Origin of the sequence: Stenotrophomonas sp. 2694 (assembly GCF_040548715.1) — a bacterium.
Lineage (GTDB): Bacteria > Pseudomonadota > Gammaproteobacteria > Xanthomonadales > Xanthomonadaceae > Stenotrophomonas > Stenotrophomonas indicatrix.
This window is the reverse complement of record NZ_JBEPSG010000005.1, coordinates 233,378-259,827: the sequence shown is the minus strand read 5'-3', so window position 1 is coordinate 259,827 and position 26,450 is coordinate 233,378. Positions and strand designations below refer to the sequence as shown.

Here is a 26,450-nt window from a genome sequence, read left to right as displayed (position 1 = left end):
AGCTACCGAGGGCAAATTCTAAGGCTTACGGAGGACGTGTCATTGCCCATCCCGCCTGCTGCAGCTAGCGCCTACAGGTACGCTAGGTACCGAGGAATCACATGCAGTCTTGAGAGTCGATTGTTCCCGACAGGGGCAAAGTTACGGTACCTATAAGTGGGTGTCAAGCAATTGCTTGCTCATCCTGCCCCGGAATGCTGCCCGTGTTAGCCGCCAATTCAGGCATGCCCTCCACAGGCACGGCCGCCAATTCCTGCCCCGCCGGTACAAGCTTATCCGGCACACCGTTCACTTTTGTGAAAGACCCTGCATGGACACCCAGGCACTTAGCTGCGGCAATGCGAACAGCCAACAAAACAGCGGGCGGCAGTGTCCCCTTGTCGTATACCCGCTTACCGTCCCGCCCTCTGTGAGCGCGTACCAGTTCCAGACGCTCAATGGACATGGTGTAGACCATGTCGCACTTAGCCCAACGAGCCCCCGCCTGGTCACGCAAGCCTTTGGGTAGGTACATGCGGTTGATGTCTACATGATGGGCGCAGACGGTGTTGGGGGCCGTCATGCTGATCGGCACGATGTTCACAAGCCTCGGCCGTGTGGCGATCTTGTTGTTTAGAACAATAACCGGCCGCTTCTTGATCATCTCCCCATGCATGTACTCCGTGGGGAACTCGCACATGAAGATCTCGCCCGGTTTGGGGTGGTTGGTAAGTCCCACGATGCTCAGCCCTTTAGATATGCCGTCACTTTACCTAAACAATTGGGCTGCGCCATGGAAAGTTCTGTGGATAAGTGGTGTTGCCCTCAAACCGGGTGGACTTGAGACCATGCGGACGATGATGCGGCTACCGGCCTGCCGGCGCGTCGCACGCGCAATAAGAGCCAAAGCAAAAGGTGCGGTCACGGCGCCGAACAATGAGCCGGGCCACTTAGCGCATGACAATTTTCAGAGTTGGACGCAACGCTCTGGCACTACGGTAGGCTCCAGGTCGCTCGTGCTCTTGCCGGGGACTAGTCCTCGGTACCTAACTGCCTAGATCGGTTAGTGCTCACTTACAGCGGCCAGATGACGAAGGCGATCCTGCAGGAACTCAATGAAGCGCTGTGTCTTCGCTGGTAGCAGTCGTGTTTCGGTCATGGCATAGATTGTGATGGGCGAGCCTCGCTAGTTGCAGACCACCCTGGCCTTGCCCAACCGATAGTCCATCGAATCGTGGATATGACCGTGGACCCATAGGTCGGCCTTGGAGACCATTGCATCCAGGTCAGACGCAAATGCCGCCGACAACAACTGGCCTCAATACCTCTCGGGGATTGACCGTGATCACGGCGCCATGTGCGTCACAACGACCATCAATCCGTCAAAGGGCTCATCCAGCCGCTCCTGAAGCCAGGTTCGATCCTCCCAGTGCCACTGGGCGACATCCAGAGGTTTGATCTTGCGGTAACCGCCTCTGGCGAGTCTGATCTTGCGATAGTCATTCAACCCGATGGCCGCAGATTGCATGGCCTCTTGGATGCTATCTGGGCCGAGCAACTGAAAGTCCGTCCACAACGTTGTGCCGAGAAATCGGACGCCGCCCACGACCAACGCCCCCTTGTCCAGGAAATGAATGTGTCCCGTCTAGGAGCAAGCAGCCGCTAGCTTCTCTTTCAGCGTATCGATCTTCTGGCCGTAGCCCTCATGGTTTCCGTGAACATAAATGACCGGAAGTGTGGGAAGGACTGATGCGCCCATGCCACCGCTCGATCGCCTACGTCGATGTCGCCTGCAAGGATCACAAGATCCGGCCGGCAAGCATCCAGATTGGTCTGCAGGCCCTCAAGAAGCTCTTTGGCTTGCTTGGGCGCATTGCGCCATAGCTCAAGGTGCAGATCCGATAGGACAAGAATTCGCATCGCTACAGCTCTCTATTCGGAGAAAACGTTGGACCGGGCTAGGCGGCCGCATTGATCCGCTCACGGAGACGGACCAACGCAAGCTTCAACCCTTCGTCATTGCCTGGATAGGGAGAGCCGAAAAGCGGAATCTCGATCCACGCATCATCCTGCCCTGGATGGACGTAAGCGCCATGGTCATCGAGCAGTAAGGCCTTTCCAGGCAATGGTGAAACCAGGCTGAGATCCTTCGTTTTCCCTGACCACTCTATGTAACGTAGGAGCGCGAACCAACCAGGGACACTACCTTCGGATACCAGTAGCGAGGCAATGCGCCTGAAGCGATCTTCAGGAACCGTTGTAAACACCACCAGCTGCTCGAAACACGAGTGCACCTCCTCTAGAAACTGGTGCAGCCCGGGTCTTGGGATCTGACTGATGGCATTGGAGATGAGCGTTCCTTCCAAGTCCAAGGCCAAGATAGTCGGCTTCATGAGGTCGCCTCCTGTCGGCGGTGCAACCCACCTTGCGCCTTCTCTGCGTGACTGTCTATCGCGTGAGCCTACTGGTACGCCTCTGCCGTGAGCCTGCTGGTACGCCTCTGCCGTGAGCCTACTGGTGCAGATAGCGTGAGCCTACTGGTGCAGGCCAGTTCCTCAGGAAGTGGGAAGGCCCTCGGCCTCGCCAAGAAAGTTGCCTCGCAAGCGTTTGAGGCGGGCCGGTTCCAGACCTTCGGCCCACTCGTTTCCGCTGCCCTGTCGCGACACGGAGCGCTGGCACATCCCGAGATCGAGATCTTGAAATGCGCAGGATTGACACCTGGATGGGCCGCCAGGAACGGCCAATCGTACCGGAGGATTGGCGTGCCAACCGCCGCCCAGAAACAGGTAGATCCATCGCTTGAATGGCTCAACCGGCCCACGTCGCCACCCCAACACCGCCCTGGTGGCTAACGAACTGCAACGCTTCATGCCGTTTGGACGGGTCGATGCCTCGACCCGTTCACTTCGCTACCAGTTCGATCCTGCGCTCCCTCAGAGATTGCGTTTAGCCCATTCCAGGACGAGACCCTTCATCTCTTTCTGCACCGCGATCGCACCGTTCTTTGTCTGGATGTTCCCTTCCAGATCCACAGAGGTGATGTGTCGCTTCAGATGCGTGGAATCGAACTGATACACCAGGTGCAGGACGGCCACCAGATCCTCGTCCGATGCCAGCTGCGGACTGGCAACATGCTGAAGAAGGTCATTCAGCTTGAGCGCATCACGTTTGATGCTCACCTTCGCGGGGTGCTTCGGTGGCATGGACACCTGCCATCCGTAATGCGTTCTTACGAAGCTGACCCAGGTGCTCAGCGTTGCTCGTGCACCAGGAACCTTGGATAGATACGCTACGATCTCGGCTTGGCCAAAGGGGCCAGAGATCTGTCCGTCCACGCAAAATGCCTGTGCCACAGCGAGGTACTGAGCTGTGGTTCGCGCAGGCTTTCCTGCAAGAGCTTGCCGGTACTGCCGCAACAACGACTCCCAAGGCTTGCCTGCTGCCTCCTTCAATCCACGCTCAATGCGGGCCAGGTCACGTGCCTGACTTCGAGCGGATTGGTCAATCTCAATACCGTAGTGCTCGCAGACGAAGCGCTGTGCATTCAGGTGCTTACGCAACTCTCCGCTATCGAATATGCGCAACAGATCGCTCGCTATAAGAGGCTGTCGAACGTCATCGTCCAAGTCAATCTTGCGGAAGAATGAGGCCGCAGCTGCCGCTTTTTCTGGCAACGCGGCGGTTGGAATGCTCTTGGACAGCAACCACTCGCCATAGCCACGATAGAGTTCAGCCAGCCACGGCCGCTCAAGCATGCCCGTATTCAAGCTCACCTTCTTACGCAACCTGGCCTTGATGGAGCAGCCCTCGCAGCGTGCGGCGCCAGCACCCTTCACCGGACACTGGCAGTCCGGGCACAGGTGAACCCTGTCCTCAACACAGTCTGCGCATAGCGGTTTGCCCTTAGGAGTCGTGTGAGCGACCTTTCTCGACTTCCGACAGCCAGAGCAGGTTGCGTGAGTGTCCGAGGTGCGGCACTTGGGACAAGCTTTGGTGCCCTCAGGCAGGTGCGAAGCGCCGGACAGCCGCTGGCTTGGCTCCTTGCAGATATCACAAGGAACCGCCGGTATGAAATAGGGGTAGCAGGACAAGCACGTAACTACCGTCTCAGTCACCATGACGTCCTCGCAGGGGCCAGGACTGGCTACCGTGACCAAGCGAGCATCAGGTGCGGGCCTACCGCATCTGGAGCAGGAGCGCTCAGAGCGATCGCACTCCCCGCAGGACGGGATCTGCAGTTCTGACTTGTGATAGACCACCGAGCCCGAGCAGGTGGGGCACTGGGCCCTCACGAAATGGCGCTTGTAGCAGGTACCGCAATAGTCCTGACCCTTATGTACCCGCTGAGCCTTCTCGATGCGGCGACCGCAACCAAATCCGTCGCAGGACCTTCGCCCCTGCTTATCAGTACTCATGCTCTTCTTCCAATCATTTTAAACAACAGATCTGCCCTCAACTCTTGCCAGCCCGGAGCTCGAGACCTCTGCGCATCCACGACAGCCTTGATCTCCCTCCGACCTGCTGCAAAGCCCTTGTTAACTCGACCAGTAGGCAGCAGAGCTACCAGGGACTGGAGCCACCCCGGCATCTCCTGGCGGAAGCATCTCTGGGTCACGTGATAGCCGGCGGCGACAGGTCCAATCGTCCGTGCATCCGCTGCCAAGAGGGAGTCGAGTAGCTCCATGTCTGCGTGCCTTAATTCAATTCTTCTTTTCTCCACTCTGGAGTGCTCATCACTCGCCTGCTCCTCTTGCCTCCCGTGCCCATAGAAGGCGGATAGCAACACGTCTGCACCCCAGAGTAGCTGCCTGCCGCTACACCGAAAGTTGCAAGGTTCAAGCCAGTCAGACGGTCCAACCAGGGCATTGAAGAGCAAGCCTTGGCTGGCGGTTGGCACCGCGCACACCGGCGAGCACGAAGTCAGATCCCCACTACAGCTCCAGCACAGCCGGAGGTCAAAGTCCTGACGGTGAGGCTGGACCACGGCGCCACAATGAGGACACGCGTCCATAAGCAGGCGACGGTGGAAGGGGCACACGGTCCAGAAGGAGAGGCGCCACTGCCGCAAGAATCCACCGTATTCGCCCAGGCAGTCAGGACAGAAGGCCTGGCCATGCAGCCTGCGCGTGCGGTGATACAGGCCTAGACAACCGATCCAGTGATAGACACCCTTCGTCCGGACCTCGCTCCTGCGGGTCACTTCGGCCCAGCGGTACAGTGTTAGCTCATCCAGCAGCTCGGGTGGATGTCCCGAGGAGGCACACAGTGCGCTCATGAACTCTGAGCCAGCACAGACATCCAGATCCCTGTTCCAGACAGACGAATGGGGCAAGACAAGCCTGGTAAACCTATCAGCGGAGCTGCCGTGAGCGATCGCTTGGCGCATCACGTAGCTGCTCAGCAGTTCGCCAGGAATTGGCCGACTCCATGAGGCACACATGACTAGAGCTCGGCGGCCACCGCTTTGCTATCCGTCGCACTAACTGCACTACGGATAGTCTCCTCCGTGATGCATTCCTCTCCTGTCCTAATGGCGTTCGTTGCTGCTTCTCGAAGCAACTTGACCGTGCCACCGATGGCCACGCCACCAAGATCGAACAGCAACGCTGACAGGCCCTCTGATGCCAGATTGGAAGGTTTGGCCAAGGGCAGCAGCAACTCGTAAGTGTTGAGGAAGCTTCGATACGGCACTTCCAGGTCCCACCGCGGCATCGCCACAGACGTAAACCGTGACTGCATCTGTGGGTCGTGTGACAGCGCATGAAGCGCAGCCTCGGTGCCTGCTGCTGCGATGCTCAGATTGAGGTCATTACTCAGCTTGCGCAGGCCAGCCAGGATGTCCGCCGCCCCCTTTCTGGCCAGCGCGACGTCGTTGAACTCGTCAATTGCCAGAACCCGGGTGCCGCGGGAACGCAGGACAGCAACGACCATCGAGTACTTCACATGTGCCGGATCGCTCTTGCGATGCGTGGTCGCACACCGAGCGAGGATCTCTGACCAGATCTGGGACAGATCCGGGGTCGCTGGCATGGCGATTCGGATCACTGGGGCGCACATCGTGCCATCCGAGCGCGCCTTCATCTGGTGACGCAGCTGGAACTGCCGCAGGAGTGCCGTCTTTCCGTTGTCACCTCGAGCAAGGATGAGTCGGCAGGGGGGGCGTTGGGTGATCGGATAGACGACAAGCTGATCAAGATCGTCCAGCACCGACTTTGCTTTGGTGTAGGCAATCCACCGATCAGCCCGGCATACGGCGATTCGCTCTTCTACCGTGCCGTGCATGTAGGGAATGACCTTCTCATGAAGGTGGGCATAAGTGCTCATCAGTCAATTTCTCCGATCTCAAACACTTCGGCCGGCTGGGAGAAGATGTTTCGATCCGGGGCCGGCCGCGACGGCACAGCCGCTTTAGTGGACTGCACAGGTGCCTTGGTTTCCGGCTTGGTCTTGGGACGCTTTTCGCTCTGGCGCCGTGCGGCTTTGGTCTTGGCCACAGATTCATCGATCAACTGGCGGTTGGCTTCAATGCTCTGGAAGATGAGGTCTTCGTCTACTGCAGCCTTGCCTTCCGCGCGGACCCGTCTTGTGGCTTCCCTCAGTTCACCGGCCGACACCGGCGGGAGCCCGACGTTGCGATAGGGAACGGGGATGTAGTTCCCTACCACAGGGTCCAGGAAGTAGATGGCACTGATGTTCCTGGGATCCCGAGCAAACAGGAACCTCCTGGCTCGTTCGGGATTATCAGGGTCTTTCGCACCGATGTAACTGTCCAAGATCGGGTCGTAGTAGTAGACGTGGTCGATGCGAACACCGTACCGCTGGACGGTGCTACTAAAATAGGGAAGGAAATCCATACGGATTCGATCGGGATTGGACGGCAGCATGCGTCCGATGCCGGGCTTGGCACCGCCGAGGATGGCTTCTTCCCAAACTCGCATGGGAGACGAGTCATTGAGCTGGCTATGGGCGCGCTGGTGGTAGATGTTGACGATAAAGCGGACCAGGTACTGCTCTACCTCCCTCAAGGTCAGAGCCGATTCCTTCTCAGAGTCATAGCCCTTGCGCTGCTGGGTGTTGGAGAAGGTAGCGCCAGGGATGTTCCTCATTTCCGTGGCAACCGTGCCCATATAGCGTTCGATGTGGCCGCCGTAATGAGGCTTCTTCACCGGTCGCCACTGCATGTCGATGTGATTGGCCTGACAACCGCGGTTGACGGCTTTGCACTTGAACTCCCGCGCATTGTCAGCGTGCAGCGTGCCAATTTGGCCCCAGACCGGCCAGTCTCCCTCAACCCCTAGTTCGCGCAGGTAGTCACTTTTGGTATTCATGCCATGGGAGATGCACATTGCAACCGACGTCGCCGATGGCGCATCGAGCGTCACATATAGACCCACGACGGCCCGGCTGAACACGTCGATGGCCAAGGTCAGATACGGACGTCCGATCGGCTTACGATGTACCTCGTCGACGACGATGACATCCAGTGGGGTGTGGTCGATCTGGACGACGGCCATTGGGAAGTCGGCACCTGGAAACGCGCCCATGATTGGCTCGAAACTGTCCCGCGCTTTGTCCTTCTGGCCCCTGCGACGTAGGGCGCTCGCAGGCCTCAGGTCAGCGATGCGATTTCGGATAGTGTTCTCGTGCGGCGGATCAATTTTCGCCACACGGCAGCGCTTGAGCACCTCCAGTACCACCGCGGCCGGCGAGCGGCGCTGCTTGGTCAGGTACTCATCCTCGATGGCTGAGGAGATCACTAGTTCCTGTTCCGCTGACAGGTAGCGCCCGCCCTTGTTGGGCCCGGGCTTACGGGGAACCAGTGACGCAACGTGCTGATGGTCGAGATAGATGGCGATCCACTTATAGAGAGTGGACGTCTTGACGCCGATTCGCAGCCCGGCCGCCGCCACATCGCGCTTGGTCCGATATGGGTTGTTGATCAGCGGCTTGATCGCCTCAAATCGGCGCTGTGCTACTGCCCAGTCCTTTTCGGAGTAGTGGTGGACCGAGTAATTCGGGCTGCCATCCGGGGCCTCTGCCTCAATCACCCGGGACATGGTCTCAACACGCAGGCGTGTCGACTGACTGGTCTCTACGTCCTCGGCCAGTACGCTGTGCAAGTCCAGAGAGTGGGTGATGCGGTAGCGGCGCTGGCCGACCATCACCTCCATCCCAGGGGAGATCTCGAAGAAGTTGGATGCGGTCATCTTCTACTCCCGCAGCTCGATAGGACTGAACATGCTCAACGGCTTCTGGAGATCGATCATGAAGTCTCCTCGAGCCACCATCTGCCAAAGAGCAGGGATGGATAGCGCCTGTTCGTCCTTTGGCCAGTAGGCTGCGGCCAGCAGGGCTTGCGGCGTGGTTGGGCCCAATGCCGTCGCGGTGTAGCGGAGCTGCGCCTGGCGAACCAGGAGAGGCTCCATTGCCCTGTAGATGCGTAGGAACTTGGCATTGTCCAGGTACGGGGTGCGAATGTGGCGCTCGGTCACGATCTTGAACTGCCAGTCCCGCTGGCTGCAGTAGGCCACCGCCGCTTTGAAGCGCGGGCGCAAGGCATGCCACTCGGCGCGGAGGACCTCCAGCGGCTTGACCTCGTACACCACGGTCGGCGTGCGCTCACGGTCGTATTCAGCCAGGGCATCCGGGGTGTACGGCCTTACCCGGCCGTCGTGAATATGGGTCAGGGTGAAGGGCTGCTCGCGAATGCTGAGCACCTGCGGGTCGAAGTCCAAGACCAGAAAAAGGTCTCGCTCCAAAGAAGACTCAAAGCCCGCAACACCGCCTGGCTCCAAATTGACCTTCCCAGTCAAGGCGCGGCGGCTATTTTTCAATTTTCGGACAGGCCCGGTTGAATCGAGTCTATTCATCATCTGTGTTCTGCAATCCGGTCTCGCGGATCGGTGTCGACAGTCCGATCCTTCTATGTTGAGCCTATACCGGATACATTGCTGTGAAGGGCTCTAACCGGCCCTCTGAGCCCTGTAGTTCCAGTCATCTGCTGGAAGTGACAGCGGTAATCCGCCCTGCCCCGGCGAAATCTCGCTGGCGCACCACGGCGTGCTGTTCCTGGATGAACTGCCGGAGTGGAACCGCAGTGCGCTGGAAACCCTGCGCGAGCCACTGGAGTCGGGCCACATCCGCATCTCCCGCGCAGCGCGCAGCGTGGTCTACCCGGCACGCTTCCAACTGGTGGCGGCGATGAACCCGTGTCCCTGTGGCTGGGCCGGCGACCGCAGCAACCGTTGCCTGTGCAGCGACGAGCGCATCACCCGCTACCGCGCACGGGTATCGGGCCCGTTGCTGGACCGCATCGACCTGCACATCAACGTGAGCCGCATGGATGCGGTGGAGCTGCGCGAGAGCACACCCTTGGGCGAGCCCAGCGCCAGCGTACGTTCGCGGGTGGAAGCGGCACATACGCGGCAACAGGCGCGCGGTGGCCTCAACGCGCACCTGCCGCCTGCTGCCCTGCGCGCGTGCACGCGCTTGAGCGAAGCCGACCAGGATCTGCTGGAACAAGCCATCGAGCGCCTGCAGCTATCGGCGCGGGCGATGCATCGCATCCTGCGCGTGGCACGCACCATTGCCGATCTGGCCGAAAGCGAGACCATCCGGACCGCGCACTTGGCCGAGGCCATCGGCTACCGGCAGCTGGACCGGGGCAAACCAGGTGCATAGCACTCTGTTGCATGCACGAAGGAATCAGATTCATCTGATATCTGCCATGCCACCTGCGCCCTGACCATTTCCGCGAGCCCATACACAAGGAGACGCGGTTTGCTCAGGATGCTCATCATGGGCGGGCAGGAGGCCGCCCGTCAGCGGATATCACGGACGATAGGACGGCGCGGCCTGATCCGCATGGAATCGATCTACAGCGTGGACGGCGGCCTGTCGGTGCTGGAGTGGCGCAACTACGACCTGGTGGGAACGTTCCTGGCGGCCGGCCTCGGTACGCGCCTGCAGGAATCGTTCGTGCTGCGCGATGCGAAGGTGCAGCTGGTGCTGTTCGGCATGGGGCTGAGCGAGGAAGTCGCCAGTATCCGCCTGCGCCTGCGCGCGCAGGGTCTGCCGTCGCCGATTCTGGTCCGGACCGGCTTCGACAGCTACGACGAGTCGCTGTTCTGGCGATCGCTGACGTCGCACATGATCCTGCCGTCGGTACTGGAGGGCACTGGCCCCCTCCCCGCCGTGGGCGACGCGTGCGACCATGCAGGGCCCAGTCCCTAGCGGTGCCTGCCCTGCCAGGTGCCCGCCCTGCCATACATGAGCACTCCCCAGCCGCCGCACCTGCCGACCTCCGATGCGTCCACCCCGCTGACACCTGCGGCAACCGGCGGCGGCGGGCCTCTGGGTGAAACGAAGATGCGCGAAATCGCGGTGCGGATCTCGCAGTACTTCCGCGATTTCCTTGAATCGGATTTCAAGCGCGCGCAGGCACCGCGGCGCCGCATCGTGCTTACCAGCGATTCCGGCTTCCGCGCGGGCATGCGCACCGCGCCGTATCCGGCGTTGGACAAGGAGCTGTGGAAGCTGCTCAGCCGGCCCTCCGGCGAGGAGCTTTCGTTCACCATCGGCCCGCGCAGCTATACCCGGCCGATCAGCGCGACGCTGCGCCGCATCGTCGAAGAACAAGTGAACGCCATCACCGAGACCGCCATCGCCACGGTGCGCGTGGCCGTGCTGGACAAGGCGCACGCCAGCATGGCCGGTGCACTGGAAGACCCGGAAGCCTGGGTGGAATCGGTGCAGGGCACCCTGGTGGATGCGATGTGCGTGCAGGTGGTGCGGCCGCTGATCGCGCATCTGGCCGGCCCACTGCAGGGCCAGGCGTACTGGGTGATGGATTCGCTGCACGCGGCTGAATCGGACCTGGTCACCCGTGCCGTTGTCGATCTGTACCAGACCCTGCCGGAGGTGCTGGCGCGCTTGCTGGCCACCGGTGACGAGCTGCCGCTGCAGCAGGCCTGCGAGCATCAGCTGACCCGCGACGGCACGATCAGCGCGCTGATGGCGTTCTTCGAGAACTTCGTGGCGGCCGACGCCTTCCATGAGTTCCGCGACCTGGAAACCTATGTCGCCACCGGCGATGGCCTGCAGCTGTATCTCTACGTGGGCACGCTCAAGTACGCGGGCGTGCAGTACCCGGTGTTCTACCTGCCGCTGGACGTGGTGCGGGCCAAGGATGGGTCGGGTTACACCCTGACCCTCAGCAACCGTCTGTTCGCCAACCGCCGCGCGATCGACTTCGTGCTGCAGGAACTGGCCGTGGGCATGGCCCGCGAGTGGGTGTCGCCGATCCAGGAGCGCATCCAGTACCTCGACCCGGCGCAGAGCCTGTTCGAAGTGGCGGCGTCGCTGTTCCGGCAGGTAGCCAACGCGGTGGATCTGGGCGGCGAAGTCTCGCTTTCCTCGTCTGCCAGCGAGGCATCCACCGCCACCGTTACGCTGTCGCCTGCCCTGCACCTGGCTGCGTTCGAGCGCGCCGACGAGGCGCTGCTGAATGATTTCGAGGAGATCATCGACCAGGCCCGCAATGGGGGGTCGAAGCTGGTGGATCTGTTCCACGGCATGGTGGAAGGCGTGCTGATGCGCAACCCCGAGCCCATCGGGGAACGCGTGGAATCGGCCTGGGATGCGCTGCCGCTGGTGGAGCGCATGGTGTTCGATTCGCCCATTCCGTTGAACGAGGAACAGCGCAAGATCCTGCTGGCGGTGCGCGAACCACAGGGCCGCATCGTGGTGGTCGAAGGCCCGCCCGGCACCGGCAAGTCGCACACCATCACCGCCATCGCTGCGGACTGCGCGTTCAACAAGAAGAGCTGCCTGGTGCTGTCGGACAAGACCGAAGCGCTGGACGTGGTGTACGACAAGCTGTCCGATGCGATGAGCCGGGTTCGCCATGATCGCGATTTCCCCAACCCGATCCTGCGGCTCGGCCAGCAGGCGGCCAACTTCAAGCGCTTGACCTCCACCGGCACGATCAGCCAGATCTCGGCCTTCGCCAAGGCGATGAAGGCCAACCAGCCCGCCCTTGAGAGCGAGCGCCAGGACACGGCACAGACGCTCCGGCAGGCCATCTCCAATACCGTGCAGACGCTGGGGCGTGTATCGCTTGCTGCAGTGAAGACCATGCACGAGCAGGAAGCGGCGCTGGGCGAGCGCGCCCCCGCGGTGCTGCAGCAGGTACACGCGGTGATGGATGCCAACGTGCTGTCCGAGCTGGAAGCGGTGACCGCGCAGGCGGATGCACTGGAAGCTTATCTTGCCGACCTGTTCGGCAGCACCGACTACACGCCGGCCTCACTGGACGAACGTATCCGCCGCGATGCGGTGACCACCGCCTTCCTCGCCGACCGACCGGTTGACGGCTGGGCGCTGTTCGAGTCGTTGGATGCCGGGCAGATACGGCTGCTGGGCACGCTGTTGCTGCAGTACCAGCAGCTGAAGATGCCGCTGCTGGGCTATCTGCTGCGTGGCAATGCGGTGCGCGGGCTGGAGCTTCAGCTCAACCAGCTCGGCACCACCCGCCCGCTGCTGCTCAAGCAGGATGCAGCCGCCCTGCAGGACATCGTGCAGGGCGCAAACGCGCTGCGCATGAAGCTGGAGGCCGAAGGCCTGGGCACGCAGCTGCCGGCCAGTTACCGGCAGATTGCCCACGGCGCCGCGCCGGGACCGGGTGCGGCGGTTGCACGTCAGGCAATGACCCTGCTGGCGCGGCTCAATCCGGCCATCGTCGAGGCCCTGCTGGCCGAGCCGAAGGACGATCCCGCACTGTGGGCGCTGACCCTGCGCTTCCTGCAGGGCTGGATGGCCACGCGCAAGGCCTTCGTCGACGCGCCGCAGTACGACTATGTGGGCACCAAGACCAAGCTGGAGCGCCTGAACACCTCGGTGATGAACGCCCATGTAGATGGGCGCCTGATCAGCTTCATGGATCATCACCGCGCCGATGCGCGGGCATTGGCGGGCGTGATCGCCAACCGGCAGAAATTCCCGGTGGACAAGTTCGAGAGCGTGCGCGAGTCGTTCCCGGTGATGATCGCCAGCATCCGCGAGTTCGGCGAATACATGCCGCTGGCACCGGACCTGTTCGACGTGCTGGTGATCGACGAAGGCTCGCAGGTCTCGGTGGCGCAGGCGCTGCCGGCGCTGCTGCGCGCGCGCAAGGTGGTGGTACTGGGCGATTCCAAGCAGTTCTCCAACGTCAAGGCCGCCAACGCCAGCATCGCGCTGAACGACAAGTACCGCTCGGACCTGGTCAACTATTTCCGCACCAACGTCAGCCAGCAGGCCGACGTGCTGGAACGGTTGGCCATGTTCGATGTGAAGCGCTCGGTGCTGGAGTTCTGCTCGCTCTCGGCCTCGTACTCGGTGATGCTGCGCAAGCATTTCCGCAGCTATGCGGAACTGATCGGGTTCTCGTCCTCCACCTTCTACAACCACCAGCTGCAGGCACTGAAGATCCGCAGCCGGCCGCTGCAGGAGGTGATCCGCTTCAGCCAGGTCGATGCCAGCGGGCACCGCACCAGCCGCAGCACCAACGACGCCGAAGCGGCCTTCATTGCCGAGCGCCTGGTGGAACTGCTGGATACGGACGCGCCGCCCACGGTCGGCATCATCACGCCGTTCCGCGAGCAGCAGACGCTGTTGTCCAAGACGCTGTTCAACCATCCGCGCGGCCGCGAGTTCGAAGAGCGGCTTCGCCTGAAGGTGATGACGGTCGACTCCTGCCAGGGTGAGGAACGCGGGCTGATCTTCTATTCGATGGTGGCGACCGCCGGCCAGGATGCGCTGAACTACATCTTCCCGGTCAGCCTGAGCGGCGCGGTGGATGCGGTGGAAGACAAGCTGAAAGTGCAGCGCCTGAATGTCGGCTTCTCCCGTGCGCAGGAGGCGATCTGGTTCGTCCATTCGATGCCGGTGGATGCGTTCCGCGGCGCGATTGGCCATGCGCTGCGTTACTACGCCAGCCAGCTGGACCGCCCCGCGCCCGACGCCGCACAGACCGATGCGCGCAGCCCGATGGAATCGAAGGTGCTGCAGTGGCTGCAGCAGACGCCGTTCGTGCTTGCCCATGGCGATGCGGTCGAGATCATTCCGCAGTTCCCGGTGGGTGACTACCTGCGCCAGCTCGACCCGACCTATCAGCACCCGGCGTGGCGGGTGGACTTCCTGGTGACCGTGCAGACCGTGCGCGGCGCGCTGCAGATCGTGATCGAGTACGACGGCTTCGAATTCCATTTCCGCCGCGACAAGCCGGTGCATGTGGGCAACCACGAGCGCTATCTGGTGGAGGCTGATGTCGAGCGCCAGCTGACCCTGGAAAGCTACGGCTACCGCTTCCTGCGCATCAACCGGTTCAACCTCGGCAGCGACCCGGTGCAGACGCTGTCCGACCGCCTCTATCGCCTGATTGAAGTGGCCGGCACGGAGATCCGCTCGGCAGCGGTCGATCAGGTGATCGAGCAGGTGCAGGGGCTGGAATCGAAGGAGAAGAAAGTCTGCAGCCGCTGTGGGCAGATCCGCAGCCAGGAAGAGTTCTTCGACCCTGACCTGCGCGCCGGTGCCGGCGGGGTGGGACGGATCTGCATGCCCTGCAAGGCGGGCTAGGCAGTGCTGCCGGGTGCCAGCGTGCGCACGGCCACCGCCGCCAGCCTGCGGCTGACCAGCCCGTAGAGTTCTTCCAGTTCGGCCGCGCGCGCGTCGGTCATGTTGGTACCGAACAGTACCCGCGACAGCGCCGCCTTGTGGGTGTCGGCGGGATAGCGCGCCCGCGCCCGGTACACGGCCTGCAGCACCAGCCAGGCCAGGCGGAACTTGCCTCCGGGCAGGGGGCGGACTACGCGGTCATAGACCTGCCAGAACTGGTATTCGGCCTGCAGGTCGACCGCCGGTGCTGCGAACGGCACCGGACGCGCACGTCCATGGGCGCGCCTGCGAACCGGAGGGAAACGGGGGTTGTGCTGTGCCATGCCTACAGGATGACCCAGCAACATTGTGGGAACCTTGCGTTGGTGCCGGAATATCAGTGCTGATTGTGCAAAGTGCGGCGGATGGCCCGTTTGGGTGGAGCGATTCCGCCGGGCATAGCCCGGCGCTACCAGATTGCGTGCGGCGAGGGGGCCCGCTTGGGTAGATGCCAACCTTGGTTGGCAAGGCGCGTCGGCGCCGGAGGGATTTCGCCGGGCATGGCCCGGCGCTACCCAGCCTGCCGCGAAGTGCATCCACGCATGGCGTGGATCTACTTAGAAGGTTATCGAGGTGCTGAACATCACCTGCCGGGGGGCGCTGCGCTGCAGGGTCTGGTAGTCGCCCGAGAACGACGAGCCGGCGATGGTGGCGGTGCCGATGTTGTTGCGGTTGAACAGGTTGCTCACGTCCAGCCGCAGCTCCAGCCCCGGCAGCAGGCTGTCCGGGCCCAGGGTGTAGGCCGTGTACGCGTTGACCTGCCAGAACGTCGGCACGCGGATGTCGTTTTCATAGGTGAAGGGCTGGCGCAGGTATGAGGTGCTGGTGGCACCGAAACGCCAGTCGCCGAAGTGCGCGGACAGGTCGCTGACCAGCGACAGCTGCGGGTAGCCCGGCTGCGCGTTGCCCTTGATCGGGTACACGGTATCGCCCACCACGAAATCGCTGTCGTAGTACGAGCGCGCCAGCGCGATGCCCTGGTAGAACTGCAGGTAGTCGGTCAGGTCGGCGGTGATGCCGAGATCGGCGCCGATCACGTGCATCTTCGGCATCAAGCGCACCGTGTTGATCTGCGCGAATTGTGTGCCGATGGCCGCCGACAGCAGGCGGTTGCGGATGTCGTTGTAGAACACATCACCGGTCACGGTCAGGCGGTCGAAGCGGTGGCTGGCCCCCACGGTCAGGTTCCAGTTCTTCTCTGGGCGCAGGGTGCCGGCCACGCGGTCGAACTCTTTCTGGTCACTGATGGTCCAGGCCGACGCGGTGTAGCCGATGTTGCCGCGCTGGGCCACGCGATAGCCGTTCATGGTGTTGACCAGGTCGATGAAGGCATCGGTCCGCTCGGTCGGGCTCCAATACAGCGACACGTGCGGCAGGAAGTTGCTCTTGGCGCGCAGCGTGCCGGACACCGGCCGCTCCGCTGCTTCGCCGATGCCGCCACCGGTGGTGGTGAAGTCCACGGCCTTGAAGCCCAGCCCCAGCACCAGCGTGTCGGTGACGGCGTAATTGTCATGCAGGTAGAACTGCCGCGAGCGGGTCACCCAGCTGGATGCGTTGTCGGTCTGGAACGCCGGCCCATACACATCGAACGGCCCGGTCGCCTTCAGTGGTTTGCCCTGCCCCAGCAGCGGCTGCTGGTACCACTCGGTCTTCGCGGCCGCCTTGCTCTTCTCCTGCCAGAAACCGGTGGTGAGGGTGTGCGCACCGGTCTCGAACTGCAGGTTGAACATGCCACCGAGGCGATTGAGGTGCGGCGTCTGTACCTGTTCGGAGAAAGGCGCGCCGTTGGGCGAGGGCACGGTCGGGTCGGTCAACGTGGCCTGGGTGTGGCTGTTGGCGTTGTACAGCTGCACGTTGCCGCTGAGCGCGGGCGTGATCTGGAAGCGATGGTTGATCGACGCGACGCGGTCGCGGGTCACCTGGCCGGTGTCGTAGGGAATCAGCTCGGACAGCTCGCCGCAGGTGTAGGCGCCGCAGGACGTGTCGGCGTTCTCCGGCGAGGCCACGTAGTACGCCCACGCATAGTCCGGATAGAAGCTGTCGGCCTTCCAGCCCAGCTTGCGGATCATGTCAAAGGAGATGTTGTTGTAGCCCCACACTGCGGCCTTGCTGTCGGACAGGAACACGGTGAAGTCACCCCACGCGACATCCTGTTGGGCCTTCAGGTCACCGCGCAGGAACTTCTGGGTGCCGGCGCCCTGGTACTTGTCGGCCGACACACGCTGCAGGTCGACCAGCAGCTTCGGGCCGTGCTCGCCCAGCTGGCCGCTCTGGCCCGAGACCGTGGTGACCCGCGTGTTGTTGCTGCCCACGCCCTGCTTGATGCGCAGGCTGGGGGTGTCCTGCAGGTCGCGCAGGCGGTACTCGAGGCTGCCGCCATTGACGCTGCTGGAGAACACACTGACCGGTGCACCGCCCGGGCTGACCGTGATCGAACCGATGCCATCGGGCACACCGACGTTGACCACGCTGGTGCCGGTAAGCGAGAGGAAGCCGTTGTCGTTCAGCGGCACGCCTTCGAAGGTGATGCCCATTTCATTCATGCGGAAACCGCGCACGAACAGGCTGGTGGCGGAAATATCCAGCCCCAGCCCGTCGGTGGCGGTGTAGCTGGCACCCGGCACGTTCTTCAGCATCGACAGGCCGTTGTTGCCCGAGACCATCGCATCCAGGTCGGTGGCATTGATGACGTAGCGGTTCGGGCCCACCACCTGGGTAGGGGCGACAGCAGCACCGCGTGGGGTGGCGATGACCTGCAGCGCGTTCAAGGTGGTGGGGGTGTCGTGCGCGGCGTCGGTGGATTCGGCAGCGTGCAGCGGTGCAACGAGGGCGGTGCCGATTGCCAGGGCAAGAAGCGTAGGTGGAGTGTTCATGGCCAGATCCAAGGTGCAGGGAGAAGAGGACGCAGGCGCACGCCCAGCGCGATGCAGCGCCGGATGGCGATGTAGTGGCTGGTGACGCGATTGCGTTGAAGGCGGGAACGGCGCAGCGCGCGCCGGTCAGCGGCAGACGAAGACGATCAGCTGCCGAACGATTCGATGGCGTGATTTCGACGTGCGGAAGTGTTGCATCGGACCGCCACATCCGCCATTGCACCGTGGGAAAGCGCGGCTATACGCAGGTATCGCTTTCGATGCCGCGCTATCATCTGCACGTTGCAGCGTGATGTCTGTGCGCTCGGTCAGCCTTTCGACCACTCGTGCCTGGCTCGACTTGCGCCGCCCTGGATGCTGAATGATCATGTCGACGGCGGCCGCGCGGATATCTGCGATGCCTTCCGCACGCACTGCCATGCAAGGCTCCGACGCGTTAACTCGACACTTCAAAGGACGAACGTCATGTTGAATGGATTGAAACCGCTCGCCGCAACTGCACTTTGCCTGCTCGGCCTGTCTGCCTTCGCCGAAAATGCCGCCGCTGCGCAATGGGTCGACAGCGGCCGCACTGCGTACTTCAAGCAAAGCCCCTTCTCCAGCGCATGGGAACACACCTGCACGACCGGCGGCACGCCGATCCAGGACTTCCCGGGCACCTGCGCCAACGATCCGTTCAGCGGCTGGACGACCAACTACAATGCCGCCAGCGCATCGGCCAACAACCAGCTCAATGCCTGCCACTTCGACTCGCAGAAGCTCGGCTCGGCCTGCTACGGCCTGGCGTATGCGATCAATGGGCAGGTCTACGCTGGCGGCCTGCCTGCCAGCTGCAACGTCGGTGCCCGTGCGGTGGTTGTTTCGACCCGCATGGAAACGATCGAGATCCAGAACCATGAGCTCGATGTAGAGAGTGTCCAGTCGGGCAACGAGTACGTCTGCCAGTAAAACCGTTGGTGGGACGCCGCCACCGTGCGTGGCGGCGTCCTTCTTCGTATTGCCGGCTTCTTACTGCAGCACGAAGCGCTCGATCGCCCTGGCCACGCCTTCATCGGCGTTGGTGGCGGTCTCGAAGCGCGCCACGGCCTTCACCGCATCGATGGCATTGCCCATCGCCACGCTGGTGCCGGCGTACTGCAGCATGGTGAGGTCGTTCTCCTGGTCGCCGATGGCCATCACGTTGGCGCGGTCGATGCCCAGGTGCTCGGCCAGCTTCTGCAGGCTGGGCCCCTTGCCGGCGCGGTGGTCGAACACTTCCAGGAAGAACGGCGCGCTCTTCAGCACCGCGAAACGCTCGGTCAGCGCGGCCGGCAGGCGCGCGATGGCGGCATCCAGCACGTCCGGTTCGTCGATCATCATCAGCTTGATGAAGGACATGCCAGGGTCCATGTCGGCCACGCGGCGGTACGACAGTGGCATGCGCGAAAGATGCGAGTCGGCCACGGTGTAGATGCTGATGTCCTGGTTGGGCGTGTACATGCGCTGCGCATCCAGTGCCTGGAAGTGCACGCCGATCTCGCGGGCGACCTGTTCGCAGTACACGAAATCGTCGAAGCTGAGCGGATACTCGACCACGGTTTCGCGCGGGCCGATGCGCTGCACCAGGCCGCCGTTGCAGGCGATGCAGTAGTCATCGTCGCCATCGATGCCAAGCTCATGCAGGAACGGCGCCAACCCTGGAACCGGGCGGCCGCTGGTCAGCACGATGTGCACGCCCAGCGCGCGCGCCTGGGCGATGGCCTGCTTCACGCGCGCGGTGAGCTTGTGGGCGGGGTCCAGCAGGGTGCCATCCATATCGATGGCGACCAGTTCGATGGTCGATTGCCTGCGACCCATGTCCATCATCTTCAACCAGTGCGGGGGACGCCCATTTTAGGCCAGGCCGCCTGGCAACGCCGGCCTCATGCATCGTTCACCTCTGCGGGGCGCTGGCCGGGGATACTCGTGGGGCCTGTGCGTCCCCCACCGCAGGACGGCCCTATCGACCGCCCTTCCCTGGACACTCTTTCGACGCATGACCTACCAAGCGCCCGACGCCACTGACACCGCCCCTCTCGCCCAGCAGATTGAAGACCTGATCGACGGCCTGCCCGGCGACCATATCCGCGTCGGCACGCTGCTGCATGCGCTGGGCGACGAAGGCCTGATGCTGGTGGTGATCCTGCTGTCGGCGATCTTCCTGATTCCGGTATCGATTCCCGGGCTGAGCACGGTGTTCGGTGCGTCCATCCTGCTGATCGGCCTGAGCCGCGTACGCGACCGTCCGTTGTGGGTGCCGCAGCGATTGGCCGACAAGCAGATCGCCACCGACAAGCTGAAAGCCAACCTGGGCCGTGCCCTGAAATGGGTGCACCGCATGGAGCGGTTGTCCCGGCCGATGCGGCTGGCAGCGATGGTGCGCTCGAAGAAGATGATGCGCTTGAACAACCTGGCGCTGGTGTTCGCCACGATCCTGCTGATGCTGCCGGCCGGGCCGATTCCCTTCAGCAACACGCTGCCGGCGCTGGCGCTGATGTCCTTTGCGATCGGCTTCATCCAGCGCGATGGCGCGGCGGTGGCAGCCGGCTACGGCTTCGTAGTGGCGTCGGTGGTGTACTTCGGTGTGCTGCTGGGCGGCGTGGGCTTTGCGGCCGAATCGGTGTTCAGTGGGCTGCGTGGCAAAGCAATCTGATACTCGGCTGCAGGGTCTGGCATACGGGAAAGTCCGCGACGCAGTGGACGCGGACGCAGGTCACATCCCAGGGGTTCTACGCGGGCTGGGGCCGGGCGCGTTGTCGATCCAGAGCTTGAGTTCGGCGAGGTTTGCGAACTCCATGGTGTACAGCTTACTGTCGACGACACAGCACATCAGCAGTTCGACGTCGTTGGCATCGTCACTTTCGCCTTTATCGTCGGTGTCATCCTCCAGTGACAGCAGCCACCGCACGTAGTCCCTGAAGTCCTGAAATTCGACGCCGACCTTCTGCGACGCCAGCGCCTTTGCAAACTCCTGAACCGTGTCGCACTGGATGGAGATGGAGCTGCTGAAGGTGATATCAGCCTGAGGAAGTTTGATGATCTGTGGAATACATACACAGGCACCGTAGCTCCTCACGGGGAACTCGATACTGGCACCCTCGGTCAATCGCCAGCCGATCAGATGGCAGCTTGCATGGATGTCAGACCACCCATTCAACAGGCGGCACAGCTTCTTCCTGCGCGGCTTTCTTGCTTCAGTGGCTGCATCGCGCTTCTCATTCTTGAACTCTATCAGCGAGAAGTTCCGGCCATCTGAGGCAAGCACGTCCGCACCCAGCCGAACATCCTGATGGTCGGTTGGCGCTATGTAGGCACTATGCCCCAAGTTCTCCAGTTCGCGTTCCAGGTTCCGGCTGAACGCGGCCACATTGGACGTTTCATGATTCAACTTCATACGATGCTCCCTATCGATGGGGAGCATCGTAACGAAATGACCGGCATCGGGTCATCCGGTGCCAGCCAGCGGCCTTCATCGTGCCGACACCCGCCACACCACGTCGCCCACATCATCGGCGACCAGCAGCGCGCCCTCCGCATCGATGGCCATGCCCACCGGCGCGCCCATCAGCGTCTTCTCGTCCTTGGACGCGAACCCGCTCACCACCGCTTCCGGGCGGCCGGCCGGCTTGCCGTCCTTGAACGGCACGTACACCACTTCGTAGCCGCTCAGTGGCGAGCGGTCCCAGCTGCCGTGCTCGCCGATGAAGGCACCGCCGTGGTACTTCGCCGGCAGTGCCTGGCCGGTGTAGAACAACAGGCCCAGCGGTGCCACGTGCGAGCCGATGGCGAAGTCCGGGCGGATTGCCTTGGCCACCAGGTCCGGCCGCTGCGGCTGCACGCGCTCGTCCACATGCTGGCCGTAGTAGCTGTAGGGCCAGCCGTAGAAGCCGTGCTCCTGCACCGAGGTGAGGTAATCGGGCACCAGGTCGGCGCCGATCTCGTCGCGTTCGTTCACCACCGCCCACAGCTTGCCGGTGCTCGGCTCCCAGTCCAGGCCGGTGGGGTTGCGCAGGCCCGAGGCGTAGATGCGGCTGCCGCTGGTGGCCACGTCCACTTCCAGCACCACCGCGCGGCGGTACTCGACGGCCAGGCCGTTCTCGGTGATGTTGCTGTTGGAGCCCACGCCCACGTACAGCTTGCTGCCATCGCGGCTGGCCAGCAGTTCCTTGGTCCAGTGGTGGTTGATGGTGCTGGGCAGGTCGGTGAACTCGCTGCCCTTGTCGGACATGCGGGTTTCGCCCGGCACGTAGTGGTATTTCATGATGTTGCCGGTGTTGGCCACATACAGCGTGTCACCGATCAGCTGGATGCCGAACGGCGAGTGCAGGTTTTCGATGTACACGTGCTGGGTCCAGGTGCCGGTGCCCGGCGCGCGCCGCAGCAACGTGACCCGGTTGCCGCCCTTGCCGGCCTTGCCCGAGCGCGCCTTCACCTTGCCGGCGATCCACTGCTTGGGCGTGGTGACCGGCTCTTCGCCGGGACCGTTGCCTTCCACTACCAGCACATCACCATTGGGCAGCGACAGCAGCCGGCGCGGGTGCTGCAGGTTGGCAGCGATGCGTTCGATCTTCAGGCCGTCGGCCACCGACGGTGCCTGGCCCTCGGCCCAGCCCACGCCCTTGGGCACCTGCATCGGCGGCAACAGGTAGTTCTCGGGTTTGGGCAACGGCGGTTGCGCGCCGGACTGGTCGGCCGGGTGGTATTCGGCCTTGCCGGCACAGGCGACCAACGCCAGGGACAACGAGAGCACGCCCACGGCGGGCAGGATGCGCTTAGCCATGACGGGCTCCTTGCAGCACCGGCTGCTGCAGCGAAAGCACGATGAAGCCGAGCGCGATCAGTGCCACCGTCAGCGCGGAGAGGATGGTGCCCGGCACGGCCGCCGCATAGGCGTCGCGGCTGTGCACGAAGGCGTTCCAGACGGCCAGCACGATGGCGACCAGGTTGAGCAGGAAATCGAGGCGGTCGGTGCCGGTGGCGGTGCCGTTGCGGCGCCAGACCGCGAACAGGTTGATCAGCCGCGGCAGGATGGCGATCAGCAGGCCGAAGGTGATCAGCCACGCCGCCGACTTGCCCCACATCACTTCAGCGGTGTTGAGGTAGAGGATGTCGAAAATGAGGCCGGCCACGAAGAAGCCGAACGGTATCGGATTCAACAGGCTGAAGAGTGTTGTGCCGAGGCCGCGATGGGCCTGGGCGACGGGGTTGACCATGGTCGTGCTCCGTTCGGGGAAGGGGTGCACGGGCTGTAGTAGCACAGGGGGGCGGGAGGGGGTGCGATGATCTGGGCATCGGATGGCCTCGACGCTATGGCGATGCCCAATGCGAAGTCCGCACGACGTGGCCAGTGCCATCCAGCTCCACCGACCACGCCTCGATATGGGGCAGGAATGGATTTTCGTACCACAGCCGTTCCACGCAGGTGCCACTGCATGGGGTGCTGGCATAGCGGGAAAACCGTTGTCCACGCGGCTCTGTGACATCGGGTGCGCCCAGCGCATCGATGACGGCCTCTCGACGGTCCCCGGGCTGCAGGGAAGCGATGCCGCGCTCGGCCAGGATGGAAGTAGCCGAGCATCCCCCCACGTAAAACACGGCCGCCATCGCCAACAGCCACGCCAGGTTCTTCACGTCTGCGCCTCCGCATCCAGCTCCATGGCAGCGTCCCGTATCTCATGGAATGGCAGCATGGTTTCGAAGCCGAATTCGTGTTCCATGCTGATGCGGACCAGGCCGCCAATGGCGAACCAGCTGGTATTGGCGTGCACATCGATGCCATGCCAACCGCCCCCTGCCAGCAGATCCAGCGTCTGCGCCCGGGGCATCTTTGTGCTTTCCTCCCGCAGCAGCGCGCGGCGGTGCCGTTTCATCAGCAGGCGCAGCTGCTTCACCGTGGTGATGTTGAAGGCGCTGAGCTCCGGCAGCAGCTCGGCGATGTCGGCATCGGTCCAGTAATCGTGGCGATGGTGATACATCGACAGCACCACCTTGCGGATGGTGGCCACGGTGAGTGGGGCCAGATCGGCGCGGGCGCGGGCATTGGGGCGTTTCATCCGGTGTCCTCCGGGGAGCCTGGGCATGGTGGCATGGCGGTGGGGTTCCGGTGCGGGTGGATTGTGCCAACCAAGGTTGGCACCTACCGGGGCACCGACCAGAGCGGCGCAGTCGTCATTACAAGGCGGCATAAGTGTTTGTGACGTATTTGGCACATCCGCACATCGACTGCGTGAAGAGGTAGGGGGTTGTTCGTTGTGTCGCGTTTGGCTCGTTGCGATGGGGCAGATCCGCCCCGCCGTCCTGCCATGCCGATTCACAACAGAAGGATTCGTGTATGAAGCGACACACGCAACGCTCCGCGCCACCGCGCTCTGCGCGCCTGGCCCTGGCCACTGCCCTGGTACTGGGCAGCCTGGCCGTTACCGCCCAGGCGCAACAGGCCGACCCACTGGCGGGTATCCAGTGGCATCTGCTCAATACCGGGCAGACGGTGCCGGCCGATACGCTGCCGGTGGCCGGCAACGATCTCAACGTCGATGGCCTGTTCCGCAATGGCATCCGTGGCCAGGGCGTGGTGATCGGCATCGTCGATGACGGCCTGCAGATCGCCCACCCGGACCTGGCCGCGAACGTGGCGGCGGTAGCGGGCAAGAACTTCGCCAACGGCTCCAACAATCCCACGCCGTCCAATCCCGATGCTGACAGCCACGGCACGATGGTGGGCGGCATCGCCGGTGCGGTGGGCGCCAACAACCTGGGCGTGCGTGGCGTGGCCCCGGCGGCAACGCTGAAGGGCTTCAACGTGCTGGCCTCCAATGCGCAGGGCAACCAGCAGAGCAACATCGAATACGCCTGGTGGGATGGCGCCGAGTCGGCCGATGTGCAGGTGTTCAACAACAGCTGGGGCGCTGGCCCGGGCAACCCCAACCTGCCCGTGGCCTACAGCCAGAACACGGTGAGTTCGTACGAGCAGGCACTGTCGGGCACGCGCGGTGGCCGCGGCGGCATCTACGTGAAGTCGGCCGGCAACAACTTCAACAACGCCTCGATCAGCCAGACCCAGGACGTCTGCACCACCGATACCAAGAACCGCAACACCGGCTGTGTGCCGGCCGGCCGCGATCCCCGCAACAACCTGTTCAACGTGATCACCGTGGGTGCAGTGCGCGCCGATGGCGTGCGTTCGTCGTACTCGTCCACCGGTTCGGCACTGTGGGTGTCGGCCTTTGGTGGCGAGTACGGCCTGCAGGCGCAGTACGCCCCGAACCTGGTGGCACGTGCGTACGATCCGGCCATCGTCACCACCGACGTGACCGGCTGCACGCAGGGCAGCAACAAGAACACCAACCGCCAGAACACGCTGGACAGCAACCTGTCGGCGATCGACAGCACCTGCAACTACACCGCGAAGATGAACGGTACGTCGGCGTCGGCGCCGATGGTGTCGGGCGTGGCGGCGCTGGTGCTGGAGGCCAACCCGAACCTGTCCTACCGCGATGTAAAGTACATCCTCGCCACCACGGCCACCCGCAACCATCCGAACCAGCCGGCGGTGACGCTGGCCGACGGCCGCACGCTGGTGCCGGGTTGGACGGTGAATGCAGCCAACCGCGCTTACAGCAACTGGTACGGCTTCGGTGTGGTCAACGCGGCGCGCGCCGTGCAGGTCGCCGAGAACTTCCAGTCGCTGGGCCCGCTGCTGGATACGGGCTGGCGCACCACCACGCGCACGGTGGCCATCGGCAACACCTCCGCCGCCGCCGCGCGGTTGACCTTCCAGCTGGCCAATGGCGCACGCAACATCGAGTCGGTGCAGCTGGGCTTCCGGGTGAACCACAGCAATACCCGCCAGCTGCAGTTCGTGCTTGTTTCGCCCAGTGGTACGCGCAGCGTGGTGCAGCCGGCCTTCACCGCCATCGGTTCCGGTACCAATGGCGTGCAGCGCAACTTCACCAACTGGGATCTGCTGTCCAGCAATGCCTTCCTGGATGAAAGTGCCACCGGCACCTGGACGCTGGAAGTGACCGACATGGGGCAGGCCGCGAATGCTGCATCGCGCGGCAACCTCGAATTCTTCAAGATCCGCGTTCTGGGGCACTGATGATGAAAACGACCATTCTGTTGAGCACGCTCGCCTTCGCGGCGATGACCTCCCCTGCCTGGGCACAGAGCTCGGGGCAGACCCCACCGGCACGGAGCCTGTCCACCGTGGATGCACAGGAACTGAAAGCTTCGGCCACCGGCCGTTCGTTCGACGTGGGCGGCACGCGTTTCCAGCTGTCCCCGTCGACCACGGTGCAGCAGGCTGCGGGCGGCCAGTTCCGGATCACGCCGCAGGCAGCTGCCACCACCAGTTCGCGCAGCAAGCGTTCGCTGGATGGCGCGGCAGCAGCCGGCGCTGATGCCGGCGCCGGCAAGTTCGCCGCTGCGGTGTCCAACGATGGTGCGCCAGTGGTGGCGACCTCGCGGGTGAAGGTGTTCTTTACCGATGCGGCATCTGCACAGCGCGCGGCAAAGGCCACGGGCGGCACCGTGGTGAAGGTGTCCAGGGCTGCCGGTCTGGCCATCGTGGAATACCCGTCGGTGAACGCGGCGCTGGATGCGAGCACCCGGCTGCTGTCGACTGCGGGCGTGCGCGCGGCCGAGCCGGACGTGGTGCAGTGGGAAGAGAAGAAGTGATCTAGGGCGTTGCGTGGTGCCCCCGGCCGGTTGGCTCTCCTGGCCGGCCGGGGGATTGGCGAGCGGGAGGGCGTGCCGACCAACGGTCGGCACCCACCACAATCCAATGGCACCCACCACAATCCAATGGCATCCACCAGATTCCCAATGGTCGGCATGCACCAGGTTCCCAATGTCGGCACCCGCCAGAATCAGGATGTCGGCACCCGC

The 26,450-nt window shown here is 63.2% G+C and carries 24 protein-coding genes and 1 pseudogene; 7 read left to right on the top strand and 18 right to left on the bottom strand.

The window, feature by feature from the left end; genetic code table 11:
• Window positions 1-163 precede the first annotated feature (163 nt).
• The 9 genes from ABIA73_RS09165 to ABIA73_RS09125 form a co-directional block, all read right to left on the bottom strand.
• Window positions 164-718 (bottom strand): type II toxin-antitoxin system PemK/MazF family toxin, encoded by a 555-nt coding sequence (locus ABIA73_RS09165; RefSeq protein ID WP_255299159.1) that lies wholly within the window; start codon window positions 716-718, stop codon window positions 164-166.
• A gap of 606 nt (window positions 719-1,324) precedes the next feature.
• On the bottom strand, window positions 1,325-1,507 hold the full coding sequence (locus ABIA73_RS09160) for a hypothetical protein (protein ID WP_354275678.1): 183 nt from the start codon (window positions 1,505-1,507) through the stop codon (window positions 1,325-1,327).
• Window positions 1,508-1,653: 146 nt separating this feature from the next.
• Window positions 1,654-1,899: a metallophosphoesterase gene (locus ABIA73_RS09155; RefSeq protein WP_218054203.1), complete on the bottom strand. Its 246-nt coding sequence runs from the start codon at window positions 1,897-1,899 to the stop codon at window positions 1,654-1,656.
• A 38-nt stretch (window positions 1,900-1,937) separates the two neighbouring features.
• Entirely contained in the window at window positions 1,938-2,372 is a 435-nt protein-coding gene (locus tag ABIA73_RS09150) for an NIF family HAD-type phosphatase (RefSeq protein ID WP_354275677.1), read from the bottom strand.
• Between the two features lie 540 nt (window positions 2,373-2,912).
• Window positions 2,913-3,746 (bottom strand): hypothetical protein, encoded by an 834-nt coding sequence (locus ABIA73_RS09145; RefSeq protein WP_354275676.1) that lies wholly within the window; start codon window positions 3,744-3,746, stop codon window positions 2,913-2,915.
• Between the two features lie 644 nt (window positions 3,747-4,390).
• Window positions 4,391-5,419 carry a TniQ family protein gene (locus ABIA73_RS09140; RefSeq protein WP_354275675.1) on the bottom strand — a complete coding sequence of 343 codons (1,029 nt, stop codon included), beginning with the start codon at window positions 5,417-5,419 and terminating at the stop codon, window positions 4,391-4,393.
• Between the two features lie 2 nt (window positions 5,420-5,421).
• Window positions 5,422-6,303: a TniB family NTP-binding protein gene (locus ABIA73_RS09135; protein WP_072167967.1), complete on the bottom strand. Its 882-nt coding sequence runs from the start codon at window positions 6,301-6,303 to the stop codon at window positions 5,422-5,424.
• Window positions 6,303-8,186, bottom strand: a complete 1,884-nt coding sequence (locus tag ABIA73_RS09130; RefSeq protein WP_354275674.1) for a TnsB C-terminal domain-containing protein — start codon at window positions 8,184-8,186, stop codon at window positions 6,303-6,305. Before ABIA73_RS09130 ends, ABIA73_RS09135 begins: the two co-directional genes overlap by 1 nt.
• Window positions 8,187-8,189: 3 nt before the next feature.
• Window positions 8,190-8,849, bottom strand: a complete 660-nt coding sequence (locus tag ABIA73_RS09125; RefSeq protein ID WP_354275673.1) for a TnsA endonuclease N-terminal domain-containing protein — start codon at window positions 8,847-8,849, stop codon at window positions 8,190-8,192.
• Window positions 8,850-8,994: 145 nt separating this feature from the next.
• Between ABIA73_RS09125 and ABIA73_RS09120 the strand changes: the two are divergent.
• The 3 genes and pseudogenes from ABIA73_RS09120 to ABIA73_RS09110 form a co-directional block, all read left to right on the top strand.
• A pseudogene (locus tag ABIA73_RS09120) lies at window positions 8,995-9,660 on the top strand (ATP-binding protein); the annotation flags it as partial.
• Window positions 9,661-9,843: 183 nt separating this feature from the next.
• Window positions 9,844-10,212 (top strand): hypothetical protein, encoded by a 369-nt coding sequence (locus tag ABIA73_RS09115; RefSeq protein WP_354275672.1) that lies wholly within the window; start codon window positions 9,844-9,846, stop codon window positions 10,210-10,212.
• 36 nt (window positions 10,213-10,248) lie between these two features.
• On the top strand, window positions 10,249-14,595 hold the full coding sequence (locus ABIA73_RS09110; RefSeq protein WP_354275671.1) for an AAA domain-containing protein: 4,347 nt from the start codon (window positions 10,249-10,251) through the stop codon (window positions 14,593-14,595).
• On the opposite strand, the gene ABIA73_RS09105 is transcribed toward ABIA73_RS09110, so the two are convergent.
• From ABIA73_RS09105 to ABIA73_RS09095, 3 genes are all read right to left on the bottom strand, one after another.
• Window positions 14,592-14,894, bottom strand: coding sequence for a hypothetical protein (locus tag ABIA73_RS09105; RefSeq protein WP_354275670.1), 303 nt, complete (start codon window positions 14,892-14,894; stop codon window positions 14,592-14,594). The genes ABIA73_RS09110 and ABIA73_RS09105 overlap by 4 nt on opposite strands.
• Window positions 14,895-15,230: 336 nt before the next feature.
• The gene (locus ABIA73_RS09100; RefSeq protein WP_354275669.1) at window positions 15,231-17,546 is read right to left on the bottom strand and encodes a TonB-dependent receptor; all 2,316 of its coding nucleotides are present in this window, start codon (window positions 17,544-17,546) and stop codon (window positions 15,231-15,233) included.
• A gap of 126 nt (window positions 17,547-17,672) precedes the next feature.
• Window positions 17,673-17,966 carry a hypothetical protein gene (locus tag ABIA73_RS09095; protein ID WP_354275668.1) on the bottom strand — a complete coding sequence of 98 codons (294 nt, stop codon included), beginning with the start codon at window positions 17,964-17,966 and terminating at the stop codon, window positions 17,673-17,675.
• A gap of 45 nt (window positions 17,967-18,011) precedes the next feature.
• On the opposite strand from ABIA73_RS09095, the gene ABIA73_RS09090 reads away from it, so the two are divergent.
• Entirely contained in the window at window positions 18,012-18,494 is a 483-nt protein-coding gene (locus ABIA73_RS09090; RefSeq protein ID WP_032976916.1) for a hypothetical protein, read from the top strand.
• A 60-nt stretch (window positions 18,495-18,554) separates the two neighbouring features.
• On the opposite strand, the gene yidA is transcribed toward ABIA73_RS09090, so the two are convergent.
• A complete protein-coding gene (yidA, locus tag ABIA73_RS09085; protein WP_059065441.1) occupies window positions 18,555-19,388 on the bottom strand; it encodes a sugar-phosphatase in 834 nt (277 codons plus the stop codon).
• Window positions 19,389-19,560: 172 nt separating this feature from the next.
• Here yidA and ABIA73_RS09080 point away from each other — a divergent pair, with 172 nt between their 5' ends.
• Window positions 19,561-20,217 (top strand): exopolysaccharide biosynthesis protein, encoded by a 657-nt coding sequence (locus tag ABIA73_RS09080; RefSeq protein WP_218788139.1) that lies wholly within the window; start codon window positions 19,561-19,563, stop codon window positions 20,215-20,217.
• A gap of 60 nt (window positions 20,218-20,277) precedes the next feature.
• On the opposite strand, the gene ABIA73_RS09075 is transcribed toward ABIA73_RS09080, so the two are convergent.
• From ABIA73_RS09075 to ABIA73_RS09055, 5 genes are all read right to left on the bottom strand, one after another.
• The gene (locus ABIA73_RS09075) at window positions 20,278-20,958 is read right to left on the bottom strand and encodes a hypothetical protein (RefSeq protein ID WP_218788141.1); all 681 of its coding nucleotides are present in this window, start codon (window positions 20,956-20,958) and stop codon (window positions 20,278-20,280) included.
• 75 nt (window positions 20,959-21,033) lie between these two features.
• Complete coding sequence (locus ABIA73_RS09070; RefSeq protein ID WP_154881198.1) at window positions 21,034-22,344, bottom strand: PQQ-dependent sugar dehydrogenase; 1,311 nt, start codon at window positions 22,342-22,344, stop codon at window positions 21,034-21,036.
• Complete coding sequence (locus ABIA73_RS09065) at window positions 22,337-22,777, bottom strand: DUF2231 domain-containing protein (RefSeq protein ID WP_025877408.1); 441 nt, start codon at window positions 22,775-22,777, stop codon at window positions 22,337-22,339. The genes ABIA73_RS09070 and ABIA73_RS09065 overlap by 8 nt, the downstream gene beginning before the upstream one ends.
• 94 nt (window positions 22,778-22,871) lie before the next feature.
• Window positions 22,872-23,195 carry a hypothetical protein gene (locus ABIA73_RS09060; protein WP_080149642.1) on the bottom strand — a complete coding sequence of 108 codons (324 nt, stop codon included), beginning with the start codon at window positions 23,193-23,195 and terminating at the stop codon, window positions 22,872-22,874.
• A complete protein-coding gene (locus ABIA73_RS09055; RefSeq protein WP_354275667.1) occupies window positions 23,192-23,617 on the bottom strand; it encodes a hypothetical protein in 426 nt (141 codons plus the stop codon). The genes ABIA73_RS09060 and ABIA73_RS09055 overlap by 4 nt, the downstream gene beginning before the upstream one ends.
• A gap of 278 nt (window positions 23,618-23,895) precedes the next feature.
• Between ABIA73_RS09055 and ABIA73_RS09050 the strand changes: the two genes are divergently transcribed.
• Window positions 23,896-25,662 carry a S8 family serine peptidase gene (locus ABIA73_RS09050; RefSeq protein WP_354275666.1) on the top strand — a complete coding sequence of 589 codons (1,767 nt, stop codon included), beginning with the start codon at window positions 23,896-23,898 and terminating at the stop codon, window positions 25,660-25,662.
• Window positions 25,662-26,240, top strand: coding sequence for a S8 family serine peptidase (locus ABIA73_RS09045; protein ID WP_032976910.1), 579 nt, complete (start codon window positions 25,662-25,664; stop codon window positions 26,238-26,240). Before ABIA73_RS09050 ends, ABIA73_RS09045 begins: the two co-directional genes overlap by 1 nt.
• Window positions 26,241-26,450: the final 210 nt, after the last annotated feature.